Genomic DNA, 22,222 nt, shown 5'->3' with positions numbered 1-22,222 from the left:
GGTCGGATCAGCGTGCGGCGTCAGGGGGCACCTCCCAGCGGTAGCTGGGGGAGCGTGCGATCGCAAGGCGCCGGAGCGCCCTCGTGGCGGAGCCAGGTGGGCGTTTCGGCAACGCGGCGAGCGTGTGTGCCAGGCGTCGCACGCCCGGCCGGGGATATGACACAGGCTCTCAGGGGCAGCGGCAGGTCGCGGTGAGCGTGAGCCGCCAGCGGACCTCGCCCGAGGCGGGGACCAGCGCGGCGTCGGCGGGACCCGCCTCGGCGAGGTCGAAGGCGCGGCCGAGCATCGGCTCGACCCCTGTGCCGCGGTACGGGTTCCCGGCGGGGAAGCCGCCGAGGTTGCGCCACACGGCGACGGACAGCGGCTGCCCGTCGGCCTCGAGCGCGAGGGCCAGGCAGCGCGCGCCGTCGTGGACGCAGGCGCGCGGGGTGTCCACGACCGCGCCGACCGCGGTGCCGTCGTCCGGCCCGAACCGGTCGAGGGGCAGGCCCAGGGGTGCGGGCCAGTCGCCCTCCACCCACGGCGCCCCGGCCGGCCAGGGGCGGTCCAGCAGCGGCGCGGCCTCCGGGAAGACCCGGGTGCGCGCCCCCTCGCGCAGCCGCAGGACCGCCCGCGGGGTCAGGTCGAGCAGGGCGTGGGCGGCCCAGATGAAGCGGAAGCCCGGGTCGGCGCGGAGGACGTAGTCGGCCTCGGCGCCGTCGGCCGTACCGCGGATCGTGCGCGTCAGCGCGAACCGGTCGCAGCGCACGGTGTCCGCGTCCCCCTCGCGCCGCCACGGACGCGACCAGGCGTCGCCGTGGTCGGGGGCGCCGCGGACGGTGGGGACGCACTCCTCCAGGCCGCCCGCGTCCACGAAGGCGTCCCCGGGCGACACCCGCTCCCGCTCCGGAGCCGGGCGCTGCCACAGCCATTCGTGTCCCTCGGCCCGGAGCGAGGTCCAACGGCCGCCGTGCGCGGGGTCGGTGACGATCTCCAGCACGCCGTCACCACTCCGCGAAGGAGCCGTCGGGGTGCCGCCAGACCGGGTTGCGCCAGGCGTGCCCGGTGCGGTCGGCCGCGCGCACGGCCGCCTCGTCGATGGTGATGCCGAGGCCGGGGGCGTCGCCGCGCGGCGCATGGCCGGCCACGAAGCGGAACGGCTCGGGGTCGACGAGGTAGGACAGCAGATCGGCGTCCTTGTTGTAGTGGATGCCGCGGCTCTGCTCCTGGATCAGGAAGTTCGGCGTCGCGAACGCCACCTGGAGGCTGGCCGCCAGCGCGATGGGGCCGAGCGGGCAGTGCGGGGCGAGCTGGGCGCCGTAGGTCTCGGCGAGCGAGGCGATGCGGTGGACCTCTGAGATGCCGCCCGCGTGGGACAGGTCGGGCTGCGCGACGGCGATGCCGGCGGCGAGGACCGGCAGGAACTCCGTGCGCCCGTACAGCCGTTCACCGGTGGCGAGGGGGACCGGGCTCGCGGCGACCAGGCCGGGGAGCAGATGGCCGTGCTCGGGGACGACGGGCTCCTCCACGAACAGCGGGTGGAGGTCGGCCAGTTCGGGCAGGACGCGGCGGGCCCCGGCGGCGGTGAAGCGGCCGTGGAAGTCGACGGCCACGTCGCGGTCCGGGCCGAGCGCCTCCCGGGCGGCGGCCACGCGGTCCACGACCGCGGCGGTCTCGGCCGCGGTGGGCATCGGGGAGGTCGCCCCGGCGCCGTTCATCTTCACCGCCGTGAAGCCCGCCTCGACCTGCGCGGCTATCTGCTCGGACAGCTCCGCGGGCTCGTCGCCGCCGACCCAGGCGTACACCCGGACGCGGTCGCGCACGGGGCCGCCCAGCAGGGCGTGCACGGGGGCGCCGTAGGTCTTGCCCGCGATGTCCCACAGGGCCTGGTCGAGACCGGCGACGGCGCTGGACAGGACGGGTCCGCCGCGGTAGAAGCCGCCCTTGGTGAGCACTTGCCAGTGGTCCTGGATGCGCAGCGGATCCCGGCCGATCAGATAGCCGGCGAGGACGTCGACGGCCGCGCGGACCACCTCGGCGCGCCCCTCGACCACGGGCTCGCCCCAGCCGACCACGCCGTCGTCGGTCTCGACGCGGCAGAACAGCCAGCGCGGTGGCACGAGGAAGGTCTCGATACGGGTGATCTTCACTGGCCGGTGGGCCTTTCCGTGTCGTCGTGGGAGCCGCCGATGTCGGGGTCGGGGGAGCCGCCGATCCGGTCCAGGTCGCGGCCGGCCTGGTCGAGCAGGGCCCGCATGGCGGCCTCGGCGGCCCGCGGGTCCCGGGCGCGTACGGCGTCCAGGACGGCGCGGTGGGCGGGGACCGGATCCTCGCTGTGCGGGGAGCTGTGCACGATGCGATCGCGGTAGGCGAGGCCCGACTCGATCACCATCTCCATGCGTTCCAGGAGTTCGTTGTGGGTGGCGGCGAGCAGGGCGCGGTGGAAGGCGAGGTCGGCCTCGACGGCGTGGGCGGCGTCGGAGCCGTCCCGCCCCATCGCGTCCACGGCGGCGTCCAGGGCGGCGAGGTCGGCGTCGGTGCGCCGCTCGGCGGCCAGCCGTACGGCCGCGGGCTCGATGATGCCGCGCACCTCGGCGAGGTTGCGCAGCAGCGCGCTGTCGGCGTCGGTGGTGCGGTCGCTCTCGAACTGCCAGCGCAGGACGTCGGCGTCGAGCAGGTTCCAGTCCGAACGGCTCCGCACGAAGGTGCCGCGCTTCTGCCGGGCGTCGACCATTCCCTTGGCGGCCAGGACCTTCAGTGACTCGCGCAGGGCGGTGAGGCTGACATCCAGTTCGCTCTGCAGGGCGACCAGGTCCAGGGTGGATCCCTCGGGGAGGTCGCCGCTCAGCACGCGGCGGGCGAGGGCCTCCACGGTCTGGCCGTGCACGCCGCGGCGGGCGTAGGGCGTCATGTCGTACTGCCTTTCTGGTGCGAGCTGATCGCGGTGGTCATGCGGAGGACTTGACGACGCTCCAGCCGCCGTCCACGAGAAGACTCGCACCGGTGATGTACGAGGACTCGTGGGAGCTGAGGAAGGCGATGGCCGCGGCCACCTCCTCGGGGGTGCCGAACCGCCCGGCCGCGGTCTCGGCGACGCTGCGCGCGCGGTCCTCGGGGGAGACCCGGTCCCAGGCCGCCGTCAGGATCGGGCCGGGCAGGACGGCGTTGACCCGCACCTCGGGTCCGTACTCGACGGCGAGCTGACCGCACAGGGACAGCAGCGCCCCCTTGGAGGCCGCGTAGGCGGGGTGGCCGGGGATGCCCTTGTGGGCGTGGACGGACGAGGTCAGGACGACGGCTCCGCGGCGGGCGCGCAGATCGTCCAGGACGGCCCGGAAGCCGAGGAAGGCGCCGGTGAGGTTGACGGCGAGCTGCCGCTGCCAGGAATCCAGGGACGTCTCGTGGGCGGGGGTGACATCGACGGTGTAGGCATTGCTGACGAGCACGTCGACGGGCCCGAAGTCGCGGGCGGCCGCCGCGATCCGCCGCCAGCCCTCCTCCGTGGAGCGGGGGGGGGTCCGGCCGCGGGCGCGCCCGCCGCCCGCGCCCCCCCGCGGGGCGCCCGCCGGGCCGCGCCCCGCGGCGCTGCCGCCCCCCACGACGGCGGCGCCCTCCTGGGCGAGGCGTTCGGCGGTGGCGGCGCCGATGCCGGAGGCGGCTCCGGTGACCACGGCCGTGCGGTCGGTGAAGCGGTCACCGTGGCGGCGGGGCTGTTCCATCGGGGGTCGGCTCCTTCGCTGGGCTTCGGGCGGGGGCTTCGGGCGGGGGACAAGGGCTCTACTGCCGGGTCAGGACCACCAGTTCCACGTGGTGCTCGGCGCTCCAGGCGAACGGCAGCCCGTAGTGCAGCAGATGGGCGCCGCTGTAGGTGGTCGCCGACGCGGCGTCCCGGTAGCGGGCGGCCGGGTCGAGGCCGCGCAGCCGGAGCCGGGCCGGACGCCCCGGGACGAGCGGGGCCCCGTCCAGGCGGCCGGTGCCGAGCGCGGCGACGACGGTGCGTCCGTCGGGTCCGTCGTACTGCACCCCGCAGGTGGCGTCCAGCGGGCTGCCCAGGAGCCGGGCCTCGCCGAGGTGGATGACATCGCGCACCTCCTTGTAGCGGGCGATCCAGCGGGCGGCCTCGGCGCGCTGCCCGGCGTCCCAGTGGCGCAGGTCGGCGCCGATGCCGAGGACTCCACACATGGCGGTGACGAAGCGGAAGGCGAGGCTGCGCGGACGGGGGTCGAAGACGCCGGGGGCGTCGGTGACCCAGGAGCTCATCACATGCGGGGCGTGGGCGTGCAGGAAGCCGTACTGGACGGCCAGCCGGTCCAGCGGCGCGGTGTTGTCGCTGGGCCAGACGACGTCGGTGCGGGCGATCGTCGCGTGGTCGACGCGCGCGCCGCCGCCCGCGCACCCCTCGACGGTGACCCGGGGGTGGGCGGTGCGCAGGTGGTCCAGGACGCGCAGATAGCCCGCCACGTGCCGGGTGTCCAGGTCGAGGTGGTCGGCGGGACCGGCGCCGGGGCGGCCGCGCTCGGTCGGCGGCCGGTTCATGTCCCATTTGAGGTAGCTGATGTCATGGCCGGTCAGCAGCCGGTCCAGGGCGGCGAGGACGAAGTCCTGGACATCGGTCCGGCCCAGGTCGAGCAGGAGCTGGTGGCGCACCGGCCGGGCCGGACGGCCGTCGATCCGGTACGCCCAGTCCGGGTGTTCGGCGTACAGCGCGCTGCCGGGGCTGACGGACTCCGGCTCGATCCACAGTGGGGTGCGGCGGCCTGCCCGGCGAGGGCGCAGGAGTTGGTCGAGCGGCACGTCGTCGAGGGGTCGAGGTTGAGTGGAACCACACCATGCTGCTTCCATGCCCGATCGGCATGACGGTTCGGGCAATCGGCATTGGCATGAGATGTCGTCGACCGCAATGCTCGGCGGGAGACGGGAATCGACTGTAACCGCCTTCCGTCTGACGGAAATCCTGACCTATCTGAACATTGAAGAGGTCTCAGAATATGCCGAGCACTCAGTGGCGCGAAGTATTCCTGCCCGACGAAGGTACCCAGCATGCGGAACAGGCGCGCGTTTTCAGTGAACTGCAACGTCAACGCCTGAAGAAACATGGCCACGGCAGGGCGCTGCACCGCAAGCAAGTGGCCGCGCTGAGGGCGGCTCTCGTGGTGGAGGAGGGGCTTCCTGAACATGCGAGGCAAGGGATTTTCGCCGTTCCCTCTGTTTACGAGGCGCATGTTCGGCTGTCCAACGGAAACTTCTCCACCGACCGAGCTCCTGACATCCGCGGTTTCGCGATCAAGGTGCTCGGGGCCTCGACGCCGTCGTCCGCCGATGTCGAGCAAAACTTCACTCTCGTCAGTCAGGAGACCTTGAAGGTCAGCGGCAGCGCGGACGTCGTGGGAATCGTCGATCTCTCCACGAGCGGGCCCGGAGCCGCTCTCCGTAAGGCCGCAACGAAGCCACAGATGATACGCAGTGCTGTCGCGAACTTCCGGGACATGGCGAAGCCGTTCAGCGGATTCGCCACGCATGACTTCTTCAGCATCATGCCCATCACGTTCGGCGACTACGCGGCCCGGTTGAAACTGTGCGCCGCCTCGACGACGATCAACAGAGAAGCACGCAAGGATCTGGCCGCCGACATCCATACGCGACTCGCGGACGACGCCCTGGAGTTCCTTTTCCAAGCCCAGTTCTTCGAGGATGAGAGTCGTACGCCGATCGAAGACCCGTCGGTCCGCTGGGACGCGCCCTGGCTCACCGTGGGGCGGCTGCGCGTGCCTCGGCAAGCACCGGACAAGGCATTGGCCGAGACCATCGAGAAGAGCAGCTTCAACCCTTGATCGCGGCAGCGGAGCATCGGCCGCTCGGAGAATTGATGCGCGCTCGTCAGGCAGCCTATTCGCTCAGCTGGCGCAACCGGGACGTCGCTCCCTGACCCATCCTGTCCGTATGGCGCCGTCATCCGACTAGCGCTCTCTGAAGCCATTTCGGCATATGCCATCGCTTGCGCGGCTACCATGAGCCTCATGGACCTCGATATGCGCCGGGTGCGCTACTTCGTGGCCGTGGCCGAGGAGTGCAGCTTCGTGCGAGCGGCGAGCCGTCTTTACATGACCCAGCCGGCGCTCAGCCGCCAGATCCGGGCGTTGGAGGAGGATCTGGGCGTGGTCCTCTTCCTGCGGGACCGGCAGGGCACTGTACTGACGCGGGCGGGACACCAGTTGCTGGAGGACGCCCGGCCGATGCTGGCGATGTCACAGGCGGTGCAGCAGCGGGCGCGGATGGCGCACCGGGAGGTGAACCACTTCGCCATTGGCTTCATGCCGGGCATCGTCGTCACCCCCATCGTGCGGGAGTTCGCCGCGATGGCGCCGCAGCTCGACATCGAGGTCGTGCACACCTCGATCACCGACCAGGTCGACTTCCTGATCGATGGTCGGGTCGACGTCTGTTACGTCCGACTGCCGCTGCCGGAGGGCATGTTCGAGGTGGTCCCGCTCTTCCCGGAGCCCCGTGTGGTGGCGCTGTCGAGCGTGCACCCGTTCGCGGGGCTCAAGGCGGTGCATGTCGAGGACCTGCGGGACATGGTCCTGTTGCAGGACCCGCGGGACGTCCCGGAATGGCGCGGGCGCCTGCCGCGGGAACCCCTCGCGCCGCAGATGGATGAGGGGAGGTTTCCGGTGACGATCGAGGAGTGCCTGGAAGGTGTTGCCTCCGGTGCCGGGTGTTATGTCCTGCCGGCCGGCATGGCCGGCTTCTACCGGCGTGACGATGTCGCCTACCTGACGCTGGAGGGCGTCGCGCCGCGCATGGTCGCCCTGGCCTACAGCAAGCACCGGACCATGCCCGAGCTGAACCAGTTCGCCGAACTCTCCCGCCGCATGCTCGGCCCGGGCCCGGACTGACCTCCGGCGTCGGCCGCCCGGGCGGCGGTGACACGACGGTGACGGCTGTGGCCGTCACCGTCAGTGGATCGGCTTTGGACCTCACGATCCGCCGTGGCCGACGGTTCAGCCCAGCGAGGGCATGAGGCCGGTCTGCATGAGGAAGCCCGCGAAGTTCCAGTAGTCGCGGTTCTCGGTGATGAGTCCGTTGGTCCGCACGCCGATGGTGACGCCGGGGCACTCGAACTTCTTGCCGGTGGCCGGTATCCCCAGGACGGAGTTGGAGCGGTCATGCGTGCCGGAGAGGACCCACTCGAACGAGTAGGAGTCGCCCGATTCCACGACCTTGCCCAGGGTGAAGACGTAGTCGCTCGAGAGATTCGTGTCCATACCGTCGATCAACGCCTTGACCGCTTCCCTGCTCTCGAAGAGGCCACCGAAGATGGTGTCGACGACCTGGATGTCCTCGCTCATCATGTCGACGACCGCCTGCGAGTCGTGCCTGTTGCAGGCGTCGACATAGCTCGTCACCCAGGAGGGCGGGGTCTGTTCGTTCATGGGTTTCCTCACTGGCTCAACTTGATACGACCGCATGTGTCCGGAGGGGACCGGACATCCGCACATCGATGGTCGAGCAGCCGGAGGCCGTGCCGCCAATGCCGAATCGGAGCGTCCTGATGCCTTCCCGGCATGTTGGGAGCCTGGAGCCCGTCACCTCGACGCACTCGCCGCGCAGAGAAGTGTCCGTTCGGCCACTGCCACGGGCCCCGCCGGTACCCGGTCCGTGGCGTTACGGCCGCGGGGAAGCCCGCTCTTGCCGCGGCGGGCGTGATCGCACCGCGTCCCGGAGAAGTCCCAGAGGTGCCGCCGCACCCCATCCTGACCCGCTGAACGGCAGGTTGGACCGGATGCGGCGGCATTCGCGTATCAAATGTCGCGGAAGAGGCCAGGGAGGCCCGTGACCTGCTGCGCTGGATGGCTTCGGGCCGTTGACCTGCGCAGATGGCTTTTCGGCTGTTTCACGCTCGTGCCCGTTAATGCAGCCGGAAGTCCCAGAGAAGTCCCAGAGGACTCCCACTGCTGACTGGTCGCCGGGGGAGTGGGCCTCGGCCTACGCCCTGCGCGACCGTGGCCCGCTGACGGTCAGCAAGAGCGGTGGGCATGGCCACGTGGAGGTCACTGAGGCCGGCCGGTTCTACCTTCGGCATGCTCGTCATCCCGACGATCCGGCGTTCGCGGACGACGACGTTAGGTTGAGGGCGGTGTCGAGCGGGCTTACAAAGTGGCGACGAAGCTGATGCCCCCGGGGCGTCCGGGAGACCCGTCCGAGATCGCCGAGGCGATCGTCCGGCTGCTCTCGTCCGCGGCCTCCTTCGTCAACGGCGCGGTACTCACGGTGGACGGCGGGGTCACGGCACTCGACCCGGGAACGGTGGCGCTCGACTACGGTCTGGAGCGCCGCGACGGCGGTTGCTGACTGGTGCTCAGTCGTCCGCCCCGGGCGTGGGGTCCGGGTCGACGTGCGCGGGCATGGATCGATACACCTTGGCCATCCGCAGCAGGAAGGCCCGCTCGCCAGCGAGATCCGTGCTGCCCACCGTGCTGAAGCCCGACGGGTGGGACGTCGGGGCAAGGCCCCGGAGCTTCGCCTCCCGGGCGCTCTTGACCACGGCGGCCAGGGCGGCGGCGTCCGGGGCCGCCTCGAAGCCCGGCGTACGCCCGGGCGACGGCGGCGCGGCGAGAGGGGAACCATGGTCCGTGAGCGCCAGAATGGCGTCTCTCGTCTCGATGATCCTGCGGTAGACGAGCACGTGATGAGGGATCCGAGGCCACACGACGTCCCAGATCCGGTGTCGCGGTGGGGCCAGGGCGACGTGCGGAACGGCGGTGACGAGGTCGTTCCACATCGGCCACAGTCGCCAGGCGGTCGCGATGCTGGAGACGGCGCGCCGGAACACGGCGTACGTCGGCACCGAGACGGCTAGGGCGCGCAGCACGCCGTGCAGGTCCATGAGCAGGGGGAGCCAGGGCAGGGGCCAGCGGGCGCCTGCGGTGACCCGGAGGAGATACCCCAGCCAGTAGAGCCCGACCAGGGCCGTGCCGAGTCCGAACAGGCGCAGGCCCAGGGTCAGGGAGCGGCTCGCGGAGGTTGTGCTGTAGCGCAGGCACATCAGGACGCAGAGGGTGTTTGCTCCCAGGTGCGTACCGATGAGGACGAGCCAGTAGAGGAGGGAGGGAGCCGGCGTCCCGCTGACGGGGATCGCGATCCTCAGGTGTGGCTCCGCCGCGAGATCGAGTGCGAACAGGACGGCCAGTACGGATCCGGTGGCAAGGGCGAGGATCACCTTGAAGCGGCGGGCATCTGTGGTGGCCTGGGCGACGAAGTAGAGCACGGCTCCGGCGGAGAGCACGCCGAGGACGTTCCTGGCACCGGCGACGGTGTTGGCCTCGCTGTGGCGGGCGGCCTCGCGTAGCACGGCCGGCAGGTCGAGCGTCATGGCGGCGGCCGCGGTGGCCACGGCCAGCAGCACGGCGCGCTGGGCCGCGGAGCGCAGGGCGGACGGGGCGCGCAGCAGTACCGCGATCCACAGCAGCAGCACGCTGGGCAGCTGTAACGCGGAGCCGAATGCGGCGGCGTCACGGATCATGCCGTGCCGTGGGGCGAGTCGACCCCCATGGCCGCCTCCAGTCGGCCGAGAACTCCGCCGGGCTGTTGGCGGAAGGGCTCGCTGATCATGGTTCCGAGGAGGCTGGCGAACAGCTCGGCCTCCTGTTCCTGTTCGGTCGTGTAGTTGGTTCGGCGTAGGAGCCGTTGCACCGTCCTCATGTCGAGGTCGGGCAGGAGCATGCCCCAGCCGGTGTCGCCGTCCGGGGGTGTTCTGTGGTCGAACAGCAGATGCCCGATTTCGTGGAGGATGATGTGCCTCTGGTGGAGGAGTGCGGTGCGCTGTTCGTAGAAGACGTGGTCTTCGGTGTCGGTGGCCAGCCACATGCCGCAGGTGCCGGCCGCGGCTGCCTCAGGCGGTAAGGGATGAAGACGTAACGGTCTCTGGCGCCGCGCTGCGAGATGGCGGCAGAGGATCTCGACGGACAGGGCGTGGGGGAGTTCGAGCCGGTCGATCGCTGCCTGGCAGCGACGGTGCAGCTTGAGGGGTCCGTTCGGCATGAGTCTCCGCGGTGGGGACCTTTCTTCGCGTGAGGGGGCAGAGATCGAAGGGACAAGAAGTGTGGGGGACCAGGGTCTCCGGGACTTGTGGCGGTCCGGCCGGTCGTCGGCGTACTGGACAGTCTCATGGGCCCGGGGGTCCGACGGGGGGTTCCTGATGTTTGCTGACGCGCTCCAGGTTCTCCACGCGGCGGGCTTCGTTGACGATGGCGAGGAGGGCGTCCAGGCTCGCCGACGACAGGCCCTCGGCCCTGAGGGCGAGTTTGCGCACCCTGATGTCACGGAGTGCGACGGCGAGTGCCAGCTGTGTGTTGACCCGGCGCGATACCTCGTCGTTGATGAAGTACTCCAGTGGGACGCCGAAGAACTCGGCGAGTACCGCGAGCTGTTCCAGGGTCACATTGCGTTTTCTGCCGGTGGCGAGTTCCCACAGGTAGGTCGCCGAGATCGTCCCGCCGGTGCTCTCCCGGATCAGCCGGGCGAGCCGTGCGTATCCCGGGCGTTTTCGCTCGTCGGGGTACAGGGCCGTGATCAGACTGCCGAGCTGTTCGTCGAGGTCGTGCAGCAGAGGCCGACTCGTGTCACGCGGAGCTGACCCACCCCTGCCCATAAGCCACCCTTCGTCCGGCCGCTGCAGTGGACAGCACCGCCTGGAATCAGTGTGGACCGGCTCAGAACGCGGGGTGAGCGCAATCCGGCCAACCTCACCACAGTTGAATACGCGAGCATTTCGTTGGCGACGGGTCAGTCCGCCGAGGTGTCGACGGCTGGTGAGGGGGGGTGACCTGGAAGTAGGCACCGAGGGACGTGGATTGGCGCCATGCCCGGGTGCCTCGCGTGGTGCCGCACCATGATGGCCGGAGCAGGGTCATCCGCTACTGCGGACACATTGACGCCTCGCTGTCCGCTGCCTAGCGTCATGTCGCGTGGACTCGCTTCGATTAGCGAACGACGCAGAGCAGACCGCGGACGAGCAACAGGCCGACCCGGACGGTCGGCCCTTGGCGGCAACGCTGCAGCTGGACGCGCTGCAGTTCTCCGACTCACCGCGGACCGGGGGCGTGGACGCGGGGCATGTGCACAAACTGGCCCGAACCGCTGGGCCGTTGCCTCCCATCGTCGTGCACCGGTCCACCCTGTGCGTCGTCGACGGGGTCCATCGCGTGCACGCGGCCCGGCTTCGCGGGGAGAACCATATCGACGTCTGCTATTTCGACGGCACCGTGGAGGACGCGTTCGTCGAGGCCGTGCGGTTGAACACGTCGCGGGGGCTGCCGCTGACCCAGGCCGATCGCGCGGCTGCCGTCCTGCGGATACTGGGCACGCATCCTCAGTGGTCGGATCGTCTGATCGCCTCGGCGGCTGGAGTGACAGCGGGCACTGTTGCGGCGGTGCGGAAGCGTTCAACTGTTCGGAGCGGGCAGTTGAACACCCGCGAAGGCAAGGACGGCAGGCTGCGGCCGGTGAACCCCGCCGAGGGGCGCAGGCGCGCCGCCGCTTTCCGGCAGTTCCGCTGACCGGAACCGGCGCGCGGAAGGGGGCGGCGCGCAGGGTCCTGCCGCCTAGACTGCCCGGATGACCGCGCCCTCCGCTCCGACAGCCCGCCCCCGCCGCCGCTTACGCGGGACGCCACCGGGTGATGTCGGAGGCCGTTCCCGTGGCATTGCCCACGCCGACACGGACGCGGTGCTCATCCGGCCGAGTTCACCACGGAGCTGAACGAAGAAATGAGCACGACGACAAGCAACGAGTCCCAGTTCGCGCGGGCGCGGAAGGTCATCCCGGGCGGGGTGAACTCACCGGTCCGCGCGTTCGGTTCGGTCGGCGGGGCGCCCCGCTTCATCGTCTCCGCCGCCGGCCCTCACATCACGGACGTCGAAGGACGCGAGTACGTCGACCTTGTCGCCTCCTGGGGACCGGCGATTCTCGGCCACGCCCACCCGGAGGTCGTGGCCGCGGTCCAGGACGCCGCGTCCCGGGGACTCTCGTTCGGCGCCACGACCCCGGCCGAGACGGAGCTGGCCGAGCTCGTCGTCGAACGGCTGGGCGGCACGCGCGCGCAAGGAGGTCTCGTCGACGAGCTGAGGCTCGTCTCCACCGGCACCGAGGCGACCATGACCGCGATCCGCCTGGCGCGCGGCTTCACCGGCAAGCCGCTTGTGGTGAAGTTCGCCGGCCACTACCACGGCCACTCCGACGGTCTCCTCGCCGCGGCGGGCTCCGGCGTGGCCACCTTCGGCTTGCCCGCCTCGGCCGGTGTCCCCGAGCCGATCGCCGCGCAGACCATCGTCTTGCCGTACAACGACCTCGACGCGGCACGGTCCGCCTTCGCGGCCCACTCCGGACGCATCGCGGCGGTCATCGTAGAGGCGGCGGCCGCGAACATGGGGGTCCTCGCACCCGACCCCGGATACAACGCCGCCCTCGCCTCGATCGCTCACGCCAACGACGCCCTGCTGATCCTGGACGAGGTCCTCACCGGCTTCAGGGTCGCGCCGGACGGCTACTGGGGTCTGGAGAAGACGCGTTCCACGGAGCCCTACGACGTCGATCTGGTCACCTTCGGGAAGGTGATCGGCGGCGGCATGCCCGTGGCCGCGGTCGGTGGCAGGAGCGACGTCATGGAGCACCTCGCCCCGAACGGCCCCGTGTACCAGGCCGGCACCCTGTCCGGGAACCCGCTGGCCATCGCGGCCGGCTTCGCTACGCTCAGGCTCTCGGACAAGGAGACCTACGCCCAGCTCGACCGGGCGAGCAGCACGCTCCAGACCGCGGTGTCCGACGCCCTCACGGAGGTCGGCGTCGCCCACACCATCCAGTCCGCCGGCAACCTCTTCTCCGTCCTGTTCGCCCCGCGGCCGGCCCGGGACTACGCAGACGTACAGGCGCAGGACGCGTTCCGGTTCCCGCCGTTCTTCCACGCCATGCTCGAACGCGGAGTCGCCCTGCCGCCGAGCGTCTACGAGGCGTGGTTCGTCACCGCCGCCCACGACGACCGTGCGATGAACCAGATCATCGACGCGCTGCCGCACGCCGCCCGCGCCGCGGCCGAGACCCGCCCCGGCTCCTGACGGAAGCGCTCGCCACGGAGGCTGGCAAATCGATCGTCTCCCTGGCACGCTGGTTGGGGCGCTCCGATCCGGGCTTCACACTGCGGAAATACTCCCACTTCCTGCCGCGTGCCGGCGCACGCGGCAGCGCCGCCGTCGACGCGATCTTCGGGTGGCCACGGCCGGTCGGCAGGGCCCGTGGAGCGTGGCCCGTAGCCCACCGCGGGGCCCAAAGTCCCAGAGACGCCGCCGCACCCCTCCCTGACCCGCTAAGTAGCAGGTCAGACGGGGTGCGGCGGCATTCGCGTATCAGATGTCGCGGAAGGTCTCGATCTGGGCGCCGATCGAGTTCAGCCGCTCCGCGAGGTCCTCGTAGCCGCGGTTGATGACATACACGTTGCGCAGCACGGAGGTGCCCGGTGCGGCCATCATCGCCAGCAGGACGACCACGGCGGGGCGCAGGGCGGGCGGGCACATCATCTCGGCGGAGCGCCAGCGGGTGGGGCCCTCGACCAGGACGCGGTGCGGGTCGAGGAGTTTGACGTGGGCGCCGAGGCGGTTGAGCTCGGTGAGGTAGATCGCGCGGTTGTCGTAGACCCAGTCGTGGATCAGGGTCGAGCCCTGGGCGACGGCCGCGATCGCCGCGAAGAAGGGCACGTTGTCGATGTTGACGCCGGGGAACGGCATCGGGTGGATCTTGTCGATGGGGGCCTGCAGTTTGGACGGGCGCACGGTCAGATCGACCAGCCGGGTGCGGCCGTTGTCCGCCGCGTACTCCCCGCCGCGCTCGTGGTCCAGCCCCATCTCCTCCAGGACGGCCAGCTCGATCTCCAGGAACTCCACCGGCACCCGGCGGATCGTCAGCTCCGACTCGGTGATGACGGCGGCGGCCAGCAGGCTCATCGCCTCGACCGGGTCCTCGGAGGGCGAGTAGTCGACATCGCGGTCGATGCGCGCCACGCCGTGGACGGTCAGCGTCGTGGTGCCCACGCCCTCGACCTTGACGCCCAACTCCTCCAGGAAGAAGCAGAGATCCTGGACCATGTAGTTGGACGAGGCGTTGCGGATCACCGTGACGCCGTCGTGCCGGGCGGCCGCCAGCAGCGCGTTCTCGGTGACGGTGTCGCCGCGTTCGGTCAGCACGATGGCGCGGGTGGGGGCGACCGAGCGGTCGACGTGGGAGTGGTACATCCCGTCGGTGGCGGTCACCTCGAGGCCGAAGTGGCGCAGGGCGGTCATATGCGGCTGCACGGTGCGGGTGCCGAGGTCGCAACCGCCCGCGTAGGGGATCCGGAAGCGGTCCATCCGGTGCAGCAGCGGGCCGAGGAACATGATGACGCTGCGCGTCCGGCGCGCGGCCTCGGTGTCCATGGCCTCGAGGTCCAGCTCGGCGGGCGGCACGATCTCCAGATCGGCGCCGTCGTTGATCCAGCGGGTGCGGACGCCGATGCTGCCCAGAACCTCGAGGATGCGGTAGACCTCCTCGATCCTGGCGACCCTCCGCAGTGTCGTACGGCCCGCGTTGAGGAGCGTGGCGCACAGCAGCGCCACACACGCGTTCTTGCTCGTCTTGACGTCGATGGCCCCGGACAGCCGGCGGCCGCCGACCACCCGGAGGTGCATCGGGCCCGCGTAGCCGAGGGAGACGATCTCGCTGTCCAGGGCCTCGCCGATCCTGGCGATCATCTCAAGACTGATGTTCTGGTTTCCCCGCTCAATGCGATTGACCGCACTCTGGCTTGTGCCGAGTGCCTCCGCGAGCTGGGACTGGGTCCAGCCCCGGTGTTGACGGGCGTCACGGATGAGCTTGCCGATACGTGAGAGGTAGTCGTCGGTCATGGAGAAGAGGCTATCTCACATATGAGATGCGCACGCGACGGGGGAGGCGGAAGGAGTGACGACTCTCCACCGACTCTCCACTCGGGCATTGTTCTATTAGTATGCAAATAAGTGGGGAAAGATATGGTGAAGCGAGGGGGTCGATATGCGTCGTGTCCGACGGCGTGCGCTGGTCGTCGCTCTGCCCTTTGTGCTGGCATGGGCCGTGGTCGTGGCGACTTTCGCCGGGCTGCGCGACCGGCTGCCGGATCCGCTCGCCACGCATTTCGGCGCGGACGGGAAGGCCGACGGATTCACCGGTACGGGTGCGTTCCTCTCGGTGGTCACCGCCGTCCTCCTCGGCTCCGGCCTCCTCACCCTCGTACCCACCCTCCGCCTGACCAAGGGCCTCGGCGCCCAGCGGTTCGCGGTCGCCCTCGGCTACGGCATGTCCGGCCTGCTGGGTTACGCCTTCGCCGCCCTGCTCTTCGCCAACGCCGACGCCACCCGCGCCTCCCGGGTCTCCCAGCCCCTGTGGCAACTGGGCATCGCCCTCGCCGTCGCGGCCGCCATGGGCGCGCTGGGATGGCTGCTCGCGAGCCGGGACGTGGTGTCCGGGACCGGCCCCGGGAAGGAGGCCGCCGTGCCCCGGCTCCCGCTGGCCAAGGGCGAAGTGGCCACCTGGACGCGCTCCGTCGGATCGCCCGTGCTGCTCGCCGTGGGGGCGGGGACCACGCTGCTGGGTGCCGTGCTGGTCGCCGTGGGCCCGGGGACGGGGGCGTTGCTGATTGTCATCGGGCTGATCTGCACGCCACTGGCCCGCTGCCGGGTGACCGTCGACCGCCGTGGCCTCGCCGTGGCCTCATGGTTCGCCCCACGGCCCCGGATGCGGATACCGCTGGACCGGATCGAACGGGCCACCAGCCGCGAGGCCGCCGCGCTGAGCCTCGGCGGCTGGGGCTACCGGATCCGCGGCGGCGGCAGCGCCCTGGTGTTCCGCTCCGGCGACGCGCTGTTCCTGACGCTCGCCACGGGCCGGGAGTTCGCGGTGACGGTGGACGACGCCGCCACCGCCGCCGCCCTGCTCAACGCCCTGATCGAACGCGACCGCCCCGCGGCGGGGGAGCGCGGCTGAGATGCTCTTCCGCGTCGACCCCGGCTCCGCGGTCCCGCTGGCCGACCAGATCGCCGCCTCCGTACGCGGCGCGATCGCCGACGGCACCGTACGCCCCGGCGAACGCCTCCCCGCCGCCCGCGCGCTCGGCGAATCCCTCGGCGTCAACGTCCATACGGTCCTGCGCGGCTACCAACGGCTCCGCGAGGAGGGCCTGATCGAACTCCGCCGCGGCCGCGGCGCGGTCGTCACCGGCGACCAGCCCACGGCCCGCGCCCGGCTCCTGGAGGGCGTCCAGGGCCTGGTGGACCAGGCCCGCGCCCTGGGCCTCTCCGACGAGGAGGTCCTGACCCTGGTCAGAACCCGCCTCGCGGGCGGCTGAGACCCATCAGAACTCGGCAGTGTCCAGCTCCAGGCCGAACGGCTCGGGGAGCGGGAGCGGGGTGCCGAAGGGGTGGGGGCCGTCCACCTTGGTGTAGCCGAGGTTCCCGGGCGCGGAGTAGAGCGTGCAGGCGCGCTGCTGCCGGTCGACCAGGAGGTACAGCGGGGCGCCGTACTCCGCGTAGCGGCGCCGCTTGACGACCCGGTCGGTGTCTCCGTTCGAGCCGGAGGTCACCTCGACGATCAGGAGGGTCTGGTCGGGCAGCAGGGCTCCGCCGCCTTTGGCGAGCTCGCGTGGCACAACGGCCAGATCCGGTACGTACCAATTGCTGGTGCCCGGCAAGTCCAGATTTCCCGACCCGGCCCTGTAGCCGAGCTTGCGCATGACCGGCCCGATCTGTTCGCGGATCTCGTCGGCGGCGTTCTCGTGGTCCCATGTCGGTGACAACTGTTCGATGACCCCCTCCACGATCTGCACCCGGTCATCCCCCCGGATGTGCTGGATCGCGTACTTCAATGCGGTTTCGGGGTCGTCGGCCGCATACGAGGCCGTTTCCGAATGGGGTTGCGCGCTCATCGGTCCTCCACCTGGCGGCGTAGCTGCAGCATGACGACTGCGCAAGGTCTATCGCAATCCTCCACGGGCATGGGCAAATGTGCCCAGTAGTCACCCATAGCGGTGACGATCCCCCGTCACCACCGCCGCCAGCGTCCGGGCCGGGCCGTCGACCGCGGGGCCGTGGAGGAGTTCGGTGCGGTGGAGGAGGCGGGGGGCGATCAAGGGGGCGGTGACGATGCCGGGGGTGCCCTTGGTGGCGGGGTGGGGGAGGAGGGCGAGGCCGTGGCCGGCGGCGGTGAGGGCGAGGAGGCCGCGGACATCGGTGCCCTCGTACGTCAGCGAGGCGCGGAAGCCGTCGGTCCGGCTGACCGCGCGCAGCTGCTCGAGCGGCATGGCGGCGTCCGGGGCGTCCAGCCACTGGGTGTCGGCGAGGTCGGCCAGCCGCAGGCCGAGGCGGCGGGCCAGCGGGTGGCCGGTGGGCAGGGTCACCACCAGTGGGGCCTCCGCGACCGTGACCGCGGTGAGCGGGCCCACCTCGGGCAGCGGCAGGGCGTCGGCGGGGGTGGCCGGGCCGTCGATCAGCCCCAGGTCCAGGGTTCCGGACGCCACCGCGGCCGGGATCTCCCGGCGGCCGAGGATCCGCAGGGAGGCTTTGGTGGCCGGATGCGCCTGGCGCACCCGGTCCAGGGCCGCGGCGATTCTCGGGGTCATCGCCAGCGACGAGGCCCCCACCACCAGCCGGGCGGCGCCGGACCCCGACAGCCGCTCGACGTCGGCCCGCGCCGCGTCCAGACGGAGCAGCAGCGGACCGGCGTGTTCCAGCAGCCGGGCGCCCGAGCTGGTGAGCATGACCGGCCGCCGGGTCAGCAGCGACGTCCGCAGATCCGCTTCGAGTGACGCGATGTGCTCGGAGACCGCCGCCGGGGTGAAGCCCAGCTCATGGGCGGCGTCGGAGAAGGATCCGCAGCGGGCCACGGAGATGAACGTGCGGAGCAGATGCGGGTCCATGGCAGCAGTATCGCGGTGGCGGGGGCGGCTCAGTCGGCGATCACCCTTACCGGTGAACACGAGTGAATGCGGGTGAACACCGATGCCCGGACCGCGCTCGCACCCGTGTCCTGTCTCATCGGAGGTCGAGCGGTCTCATCGAAGCTTGAGTGATGGCTGTGGATCCTGTGGATCGGGGGACTGAGCGGAGCGCCGGGCACGCGGCGATGGGAAATGTCCGGTGTTCTCACCGGGCCAACCCGAGCAGTTCATCGATCACCGGCTCCTCACCACCGTTACCGAGGTGGGCGATGGCCGCGAACGGGGCGATCACCTGGCTCCAGGCGTGGAGCCGGTCGCCATCGAGCCCGCACGCCGCCGCCACGCGCGCGCAGCGGGTCTCGACGCCCTCCAGTCCGGCGCCGGCCACGACGTAGTCCACAGCGTCGAAGCACGGATCACCCACACATGCCTTCGGATCGATGGCCATCAGACCGCGCTCCGCGCCACCGTCGAGCACGTTGCCCAGGTGCAGGTCACCGTGGAGCAACACGGTTGTCGCCGCCGTGTCCAGCAGCCGCTCACACCGCTGGATGGCCCTGTCCCACGCGGTGACATCGATACGCGCGCCGATCGCGGGCTCGGACAGCCGCCTGCCGACACGAGTGAAGGCCTCCTCGCACCGGCCGCGCAGCACACGCGGCGGCCGCGGAGGCGGAGCGACCCCGTGCAACGCGGCGAGCAGATCCGACCACTGCCCGGGAAGCGAAGCGGCGGGCATGTCCTCCGCCGGCGTTCCGGGCACGACCTCTTCCAACACCATCGCGCCCGCGTCCTCGTCGACGGCCAGCACGGCGGGCACCCGGCCCGAGGCGGCGAACCACCCCAGCATTCCGGCCTGCTCGGCCAAAAGGGCCCGATCCGGACTGAGCTTCAGCACCGCGGGCGTGTCGTCGGGCCAACGGCACCGCAACGTGACCGACGAAGCACCGTCCGGGAGGGACTCACCGAGCGAAAGTCCCCACTGGGACGTCAGCCGCGTGATGAGATCCGGCGTGTCAGCGCACCATTCGGCGACCTGTGGACCGAATCGACGAACCAGCCGCGTAGTGACGCTCTCCACATCCACCGATAGTCGTTTCACCCGGACCAGTGTGCCGTTCCCGGTCCTGGCCAGCCACGACACACTCAACCCTCGATGCGCCGAACCCAGCGGTCACCGATCTTCGATACCGCGCTCGCCCCCGGGCAGGGCATGACCGCGCGGGGGCGATGTACTAGGGTTATCTCGACATCGAGATATCTGCTGGAAGGCGCACTGCCGCCCCGTGCCGGTAAGGCTTACCTAACTTAGCCCTACCTTAGCGGATCGGCGCGGGCATGTGACGGCAGCATTGCGGTGGTACGCGCGAAATCATGCATGAAGGAGACTGTCGTGTCGGCGAACAGCTTCGACGCCCGCAGCACCCTGCAGGTGGGCGACGAATCGTACGAGATCTTCAGGCTGGACAAGGTCGAGGGGTCGGCCCGGCTCCCTTACAGCCTCAAGGTGCTGCTGGAGAACCTGCTCCGCACCGAGGACGGCGCGAACATCACCGCCGACCACATCCGCGCGCTGGGCGGGTGGGACTCGCAGGCCCAGCCCAGCCAGGAGATCCAGTTCACGCCGGCCCGCGTGATCATGCAGGACTTCACGGGTGTGCCCTGCGTGGTCGACCTCGCCACCATGCGTGAGGCCGTCAAGGAGCTCGGCGGCGACCCGGCGAAGATCAACCCGCTGGCCCCGGCCGAGCTGGTCATCGACCACTCCGTGATCGCCGACAAGTTCGGCACCAACGACGCCTTCGCCCAGAACGTGGAGCTGGAGTACGGCCGCAACAAGGAGCGCTACCAGTTCCTGCGCTGGGGCCAGACCGCCTTCGACGAGTTCAAGGTCGTCCCGCCCGGCACCGGCATCGTCCACCAGGTCAACATCGAGCACCTGGCCCGCACCGTCATGGTCCGGGGCGGCCAGGCGTACCCGGACACCCTGGTCGGCACCGACTCCCACACCACCATGGTCAACGGCCTCGGTGTGCTCGGCTGGGGCGTCGGCGGCATCGAGGCCGAGGCCGCGATGCTGGGCCAGCCGGTCTCCATGCTGATCCCGCGCGTCGTCGGCTTCAAGCTGACCGGTGAGCTGAAGCCCGGCACCACCGCCACCGACCTCGTGCTGACCATCACCGAGATGCTGCGCAAGCACGGTGTCGTCGGCAAGTTCGTCGAGTTCTACGGCGAGGGTGTGGCGGCCACGAGCCTCGCCAACCGCGCCACCATCGGCAACATGTCGCCGGAGTTCGGCTCCACCGCCGCGATCTTCCCGATCGACGACGAGACGATCAAGTACCTGAAGCTCACCGGCCGCAGCGAGCAGCAGCTCGCACTGGTCGAGGCGTACGCCAAGGAGCAGGGCCTCTGGCTCGACCCGGCCGCCGAGCCCGACTTCTCCGAGAAGCTGGAGCTGGACCTGTCGACGGTCGTTCCGTCGATCGCCGGCCCCAAGCGCCCGCAGGACCGCATCGTGCTCGCCGAGGCGGCGCAGCAGTTCGCGCAGGACGTCCGCAACTACGTCGCCGAGGCGGAGGAGGACGAGGCGGGCAAGGAGTCCTTCCCGGCCTCCGACGCCCCGGCCGTCTCCAACGGCGTGCCCACCAAGCCGACCCTGGTGACCGCCCCCGACGGTTCGACGTATGAGATCGACCACGGCGCCGTCACCGTCGCCGCGATCACCTCCTGCACCAACACCTCGAACCCGTACGTCATGGTCGCCGCCGCCCTGGTGGCCAAGAAGGCGGTCGAGAAGGGCCTGACCCGCAAGCCGTGGGTCAAGACCACCCTGGCCCCGGGCTCGAAGGTCGTCACCGACTACTTCGACAAGGCGGGCCTGACCCCCTACCTCGACAAGGTCGGCTTCAACCTCGTCGGCTACGGCTGCACCACCTGCATCGGCAACTCCGGCCCGCTGCCGGACGAGGTCTCCAAGGCCGTCAACGAGGCCGACCTCGCCGTCACCTCCGTCCTCTCCGGCAACCGGAACTTCGAGGGCCGGATCAACCCCGACGTCAAGATGAACTACCTGGCGTCCCCGCCGCTGGTCGTCGCCTACGCCCTCGCCGGTTCGATGAAGGTGAACATCACCACGGACGCGCTGGGCACCGACCAGGAGGGCAAGCCGGTCTTCCTCGCGGACATCTGGCCGACCGAGGCCGAGGTCAACGACGTCGTGGCCAACGCCATCGGCGAGGACATGTTCAACAAGTCCTACCAGGACGTCTTCGCCGGTGACGCCCAGTGGCAGGCGCTGCCCGTGCCGACCGGCAACACCTTCGAGTGGGACGCCGAGTCCACCTACGTCCGCAAGCCCCCGTACTTCGAGGGCCTGACGATGGACCCGGCCCCGGTCGAGGACATCGCCGGCGCCCGGGTGCTGGCCAAGCTGGGCGACTCGGTCACCACCGACCACATCTCCCCGGCCGGTGCGATCAAGGCCGACACCCCGGCCGGCAAGTACCTCACCGAGCACGGTGTCGAGCGTCGTGACTTCAACTCCTACGGTTCCCGCCGGGGCAACCACGAGGTCATGATCCGCGGCACCTTCGCCAACATCCGGCTGCGCAACCAGATCGCGCCGGGCACCGAGGGCGGTTTCACCCGCGACTTCACCCAGGACGGTGCGCCGGTCTCCTTCATCTACGACGCCTCGCAGAACTACCAGGCGGCCGGCGTCCCGCTGGTCATCCTGGCGGGCAAGGAGTACGGCTCCGGCTCGTCCCGCGACTGGGCCGCCAAGGGCACCGCGCTGCTCGGCGTCAAGGCCGTCATCGCCGAGTCGTACGAGCGCATCCACCGCTCGAACCTCATCGGCATGGGCGTCCTGCCGCTCCAGTTCCCCGAGGGCGCCTCGGCGCAGTCGCTGGGCCTGACCGGCGAGGAGACTTATCAGATCACGGGCGTCACCGCGCTCAACGAGGGCGGCATCCCGGAGACCATGAAGGTCAAGGCGGGCGGGCTGGAGTTCGACGCCAAGGTGCGCATCGACACCCCCGGCGAGGCGGACTACTACCGCAACGGCGGCATCATGCAGTACGTGCTGCGCTCGCTGATCCGCAAGTAAGCGCGGCTCAGCGGCTCAGCGGCTCACGGCAGCGGCGAGGGGGGGGCCCCCCCCCCCCGGGGGGGGGGGCGCGCCCGGCGCCGGGGCGCCCCGGGGGCGGAGACGCCCCCCCCGCGGGGTGGGGGGGGGGGGTTAAGAAA

The 22,222-nt window shown here is 70.6% G+C and carries 19 protein-coding genes and 2 pseudogenes; 8 read left to right on the top strand and 13 right to left on the bottom strand.

The window, feature by feature from the left end; all coding sequences use genetic code 11:
• Positions 1-169: 169 nt before the first annotated feature.
• The 5 genes and pseudogenes from ACFXB5_RS25070 to ACFXB5_RS25050 form a co-directional block, all read right to left on the bottom strand.
• Positions 170-979: a hypothetical protein gene (locus ACFXB5_RS25070; RefSeq protein WP_385211670.1), complete on the bottom strand. Its 810-nt coding sequence runs from the start codon at positions 977-979 to the stop codon at positions 170-172.
• Positions 980-983: 4 nt separating this feature from the next.
• Positions 984-2,129, bottom strand: coding sequence for a galactonate dehydratase (dgoD, locus tag ACFXB5_RS25065; RefSeq protein ID WP_385211668.1), 1,146 nt, complete (start codon positions 2,127-2,129; stop codon positions 984-986).
• Positions 2,126-2,890, bottom strand: coding sequence for a FadR/GntR family transcriptional regulator (locus tag ACFXB5_RS25060; protein ID WP_385211667.1), 765 nt, complete (start codon positions 2,888-2,890; stop codon positions 2,126-2,128). Before ACFXB5_RS25060 ends, dgoD begins: the two co-directional genes overlap by 4 nt.
• 37 nt (positions 2,891-2,927) lie before the next feature.
• Positions 2,928-3,698, bottom strand: coding sequence for an SDR family NAD(P)-dependent oxidoreductase (locus ACFXB5_RS25055; RefSeq protein ID WP_385211666.1), 771 nt, complete (start codon positions 3,696-3,698; stop codon positions 2,928-2,930).
• Between the two features lie 58 nt (positions 3,699-3,756).
• A pseudogene (locus tag ACFXB5_RS25050) lies at positions 3,757-4,722 on the bottom strand (alpha-galactosidase); the annotation flags it as partial.
• A 245-nt stretch (positions 4,723-4,967) separates the two neighbouring features.
• On the opposite strand from ACFXB5_RS25050, the gene ACFXB5_RS25045 reads away from it, so the two are divergent.
• Together ACFXB5_RS25045 and ACFXB5_RS25040 are read left to right on the top strand one after the other, a co-directional pair.
• A complete protein-coding gene (locus ACFXB5_RS25045; RefSeq protein ID WP_385211665.1) occupies positions 4,968-5,810 on the top strand; it encodes a hypothetical protein in 843 nt (280 codons plus the stop codon).
• 186 nt (positions 5,811-5,996) lie between these two features.
• Positions 5,997-6,875, top strand: coding sequence for a LysR family transcriptional regulator (locus tag ACFXB5_RS25040; RefSeq protein WP_385211663.1), 879 nt, complete (start codon positions 5,997-5,999; stop codon positions 6,873-6,875).
• A 105-nt stretch (positions 6,876-6,980) separates the two neighbouring features.
• On the opposite strand, the gene ACFXB5_RS25035 is transcribed toward ACFXB5_RS25040, so the two are convergent.
• Positions 6,981-7,412 carry an ester cyclase gene (locus ACFXB5_RS25035; RefSeq protein ID WP_385211662.1) on the bottom strand — a complete coding sequence of 144 codons (432 nt, stop codon included), beginning with the start codon at positions 7,410-7,412 and terminating at the stop codon, positions 6,981-6,983.
• Positions 7,413-8,133: 721 nt separating this feature from the next.
• Here ACFXB5_RS25035 and ACFXB5_RS25030 point away from each other — a divergent pair.
• Positions 8,134-8,331 (top strand): annotated as a pseudogene (locus ACFXB5_RS25030) (SDR family oxidoreductase); the annotation flags it as partial.
• Between the two features lie 7 nt (positions 8,332-8,338).
• Here ACFXB5_RS25030 and ACFXB5_RS25025 read toward each other — a convergent pair.
• The 3 genes from ACFXB5_RS25025 to ACFXB5_RS25015 form a co-directional block, all read right to left on the bottom strand.
• Positions 8,339-9,502, bottom strand: a complete 1,164-nt coding sequence (locus ACFXB5_RS25025; RefSeq protein WP_385211660.1) for an MAB_1171c family putative transporter — start codon at positions 9,500-9,502, stop codon at positions 8,339-8,341.
• Positions 9,499-10,020, bottom strand: a complete 522-nt coding sequence (locus ACFXB5_RS25020; RefSeq protein ID WP_385211658.1) for a hypothetical protein — start codon at positions 10,018-10,020, stop codon at positions 9,499-9,501. Before ACFXB5_RS25020 ends, ACFXB5_RS25025 begins: the two co-directional genes overlap by 4 nt.
• 124 nt (positions 10,021-10,144) lie before the next feature.
• Positions 10,145-10,630 carry a hypothetical protein gene (locus ACFXB5_RS25015; RefSeq protein ID WP_385211656.1) on the bottom strand — a complete coding sequence of 162 codons (486 nt, stop codon included), beginning with the start codon at positions 10,628-10,630 and terminating at the stop codon, positions 10,145-10,147.
• A gap of 316 nt (positions 10,631-10,946) precedes the next feature.
• On the opposite strand from ACFXB5_RS25015, the gene ACFXB5_RS25010 reads away from it, so the two are divergent.
• Positions 10,947-11,537 (top strand): hypothetical protein, encoded by a 591-nt coding sequence (locus tag ACFXB5_RS25010; RefSeq protein ID WP_385211654.1) that lies wholly within the window; start codon positions 10,947-10,949, stop codon positions 11,535-11,537.
• Between the two features lie 210 nt (positions 11,538-11,747).
• Positions 11,748-13,091 carry a glutamate-1-semialdehyde 2,1-aminomutase gene (gene hemL / locus ACFXB5_RS25005; protein WP_385211652.1) on the top strand — a complete coding sequence of 448 codons (1,344 nt, stop codon included), beginning with the start codon at positions 11,748-11,750 and terminating at the stop codon, positions 13,089-13,091.
• Between the two features lie 288 nt (positions 13,092-13,379).
• On the opposite strand, the gene ACFXB5_RS25000 is transcribed toward hemL, so the two are convergent.
• Positions 13,380-14,909 (bottom strand): UDP-N-acetylglucosamine 1-carboxyvinyltransferase, encoded by a 1,530-nt coding sequence (locus ACFXB5_RS25000; protein WP_201852776.1) that lies wholly within the window; start codon positions 14,907-14,909, stop codon positions 13,380-13,382.
• Positions 14,910-15,054: 145 nt separating this feature from the next.
• On the opposite strand from ACFXB5_RS25000, the gene ACFXB5_RS24995 reads away from it, so the two are divergent.
• Positions 15,055-16,023 carry a hypothetical protein gene (locus ACFXB5_RS24995; RefSeq protein WP_385211650.1) on the top strand — a complete coding sequence of 323 codons (969 nt, stop codon included), beginning with the start codon at positions 15,055-15,057 and terminating at the stop codon, positions 16,021-16,023.
• Between the two features lies 1 nt (position 16,024).
• A complete protein-coding gene (locus ACFXB5_RS24990; RefSeq protein WP_020867895.1) occupies positions 16,025-16,384 on the top strand; it encodes a GntR family transcriptional regulator in 360 nt (119 codons plus the stop codon).
• A gap of 6 nt (positions 16,385-16,390) precedes the next feature.
• Here ACFXB5_RS24990 and ACFXB5_RS24985 read toward each other — a convergent pair whose 3' ends face one another.
• The 3 genes from ACFXB5_RS24985 to ACFXB5_RS24975 form a co-directional block, all read right to left on the bottom strand.
• Entirely contained in the window at positions 16,391-16,960 is a 570-nt protein-coding gene (locus ACFXB5_RS24985) for a Uma2 family endonuclease (protein ID WP_385211648.1), read from the bottom strand.
• A gap of 90 nt (positions 16,961-17,050) precedes the next feature.
• Positions 17,051-17,950 carry a LysR substrate-binding domain-containing protein gene (locus ACFXB5_RS24980; protein ID WP_385211646.1) on the bottom strand — a complete coding sequence of 300 codons (900 nt, stop codon included), beginning with the start codon at positions 17,948-17,950 and terminating at the stop codon, positions 17,051-17,053.
• A gap of 226 nt (positions 17,951-18,176) precedes the next feature.
• On the bottom strand, positions 18,177-19,052 hold the full coding sequence (locus ACFXB5_RS24975) for an aminoglycoside phosphotransferase family protein (protein ID WP_385211673.1): 876 nt from the start codon (positions 19,050-19,052) through the stop codon (positions 18,177-18,179).
• Between the two features lie 312 nt (positions 19,053-19,364).
• Here ACFXB5_RS24975 and acnA point away from each other — a divergent pair, with 312 nt between their 5' ends.
• Positions 19,365-22,082 (top strand): aconitate hydratase AcnA, encoded by a 2,718-nt coding sequence (acnA, locus tag ACFXB5_RS24970; RefSeq protein WP_385211644.1) that lies wholly within the window; start codon positions 19,365-19,367, stop codon positions 22,080-22,082.
• The last annotated feature ends 140 nt before the right edge of the window (positions 22,083-22,222 follow it).

The sequence above is a fragment of the Streptomyces sp. NPDC059455 genome (assembly GCF_042750115.1).
Classification (GTDB): domain Bacteria; phylum Actinomycetota; class Actinomycetes; order Streptomycetales; family Streptomycetaceae; genus Streptomyces; species Streptomyces endocoffeicus.
This window is presented reverse-complemented; position numbering and strand designations above follow the sequence as displayed.

Bases quoted from the DNA above. Each gene is read 5' to 3' on its own strand.
- ACFXB5_RS25060 (WP_385211667.1), bottom strand. From the start codon at position 2,890: ATGACGCCCTACGCCCGCCGCGGCGTGCACGGCCAGACCGTGGAGGCC.
- ACFXB5_RS25055 (WP_385211666.1), bottom strand. From the start codon at position 3,698: ATGGAACAGCCCCGCCGCCACGGTGACCGCTTCACCGACCGCACGGCC.
- ACFXB5_RS25045 (WP_385211665.1), top strand. From the start codon at position 4,968: ATGCCGAGCACTCAGTGGCGCGAAGTATTCCTGCCCGACGAAGGTACC.
- ACFXB5_RS25040 (WP_385211663.1), top strand. From the start codon at position 5,997: ATGGACCTCGATATGCGCCGGGTGCGCTACTTCGTGGCCGTGGCCGAG.
- ACFXB5_RS25035 (WP_385211662.1), bottom strand. From the start codon at position 7,412: ATGAACGAACAGACCCCGCCCTCCTGGGTGACGAGCTATGTCGACGCC.
- ACFXB5_RS25025 (WP_385211660.1), bottom strand. From the start codon at position 9,502: ATGATCCGTGACGCCGCCGCATTCGGCTCCGCGTTACAGCTGCCCAGC.
- ACFXB5_RS25020 (WP_385211658.1), bottom strand. From the start codon at position 10,020: ATGCCGAACGGACCCCTCAAGCTGCACCGTCGCTGCCAGGCAGCGATC.
- ACFXB5_RS25015 (WP_385211656.1), bottom strand. From the start codon at position 10,630: ATGGGCAGGGGTGGGTCAGCTCCGCGTGACACGAGTCGGCCTCTGCTG.
- hemL (WP_385211652.1), top strand. From the start codon at position 11,748: ATGAGCACGACGACAAGCAACGAGTCCCAGTTCGCGCGGGCGCGGAAG.
- ACFXB5_RS25000 (WP_201852776.1), bottom strand. From the start codon at position 14,909: ATGACCGACGACTACCTCTCACGTATCGGCAAGCTCATCCGTGACGCC.
- ACFXB5_RS24995 (WP_385211650.1), top strand. From the start codon at position 15,055: ATGCGTCGTGTCCGACGGCGTGCGCTGGTCGTCGCTCTGCCCTTTGTG.
- ACFXB5_RS24990 (WP_020867895.1), top strand. From the start codon at position 16,025: ATGCTCTTCCGCGTCGACCCCGGCTCCGCGGTCCCGCTGGCCGACCAG.
- ACFXB5_RS24985 (WP_385211648.1), bottom strand. From the start codon at position 16,960: ATGAGCGCGCAACCCCATTCGGAAACGGCCTCGTATGCGGCCGACGAC.
- ACFXB5_RS24980 (WP_385211646.1), bottom strand. From the start codon at position 17,950: ATGGACCCGCATCTGCTCCGCACGTTCATCTCCGTGGCCCGCTGCGGA.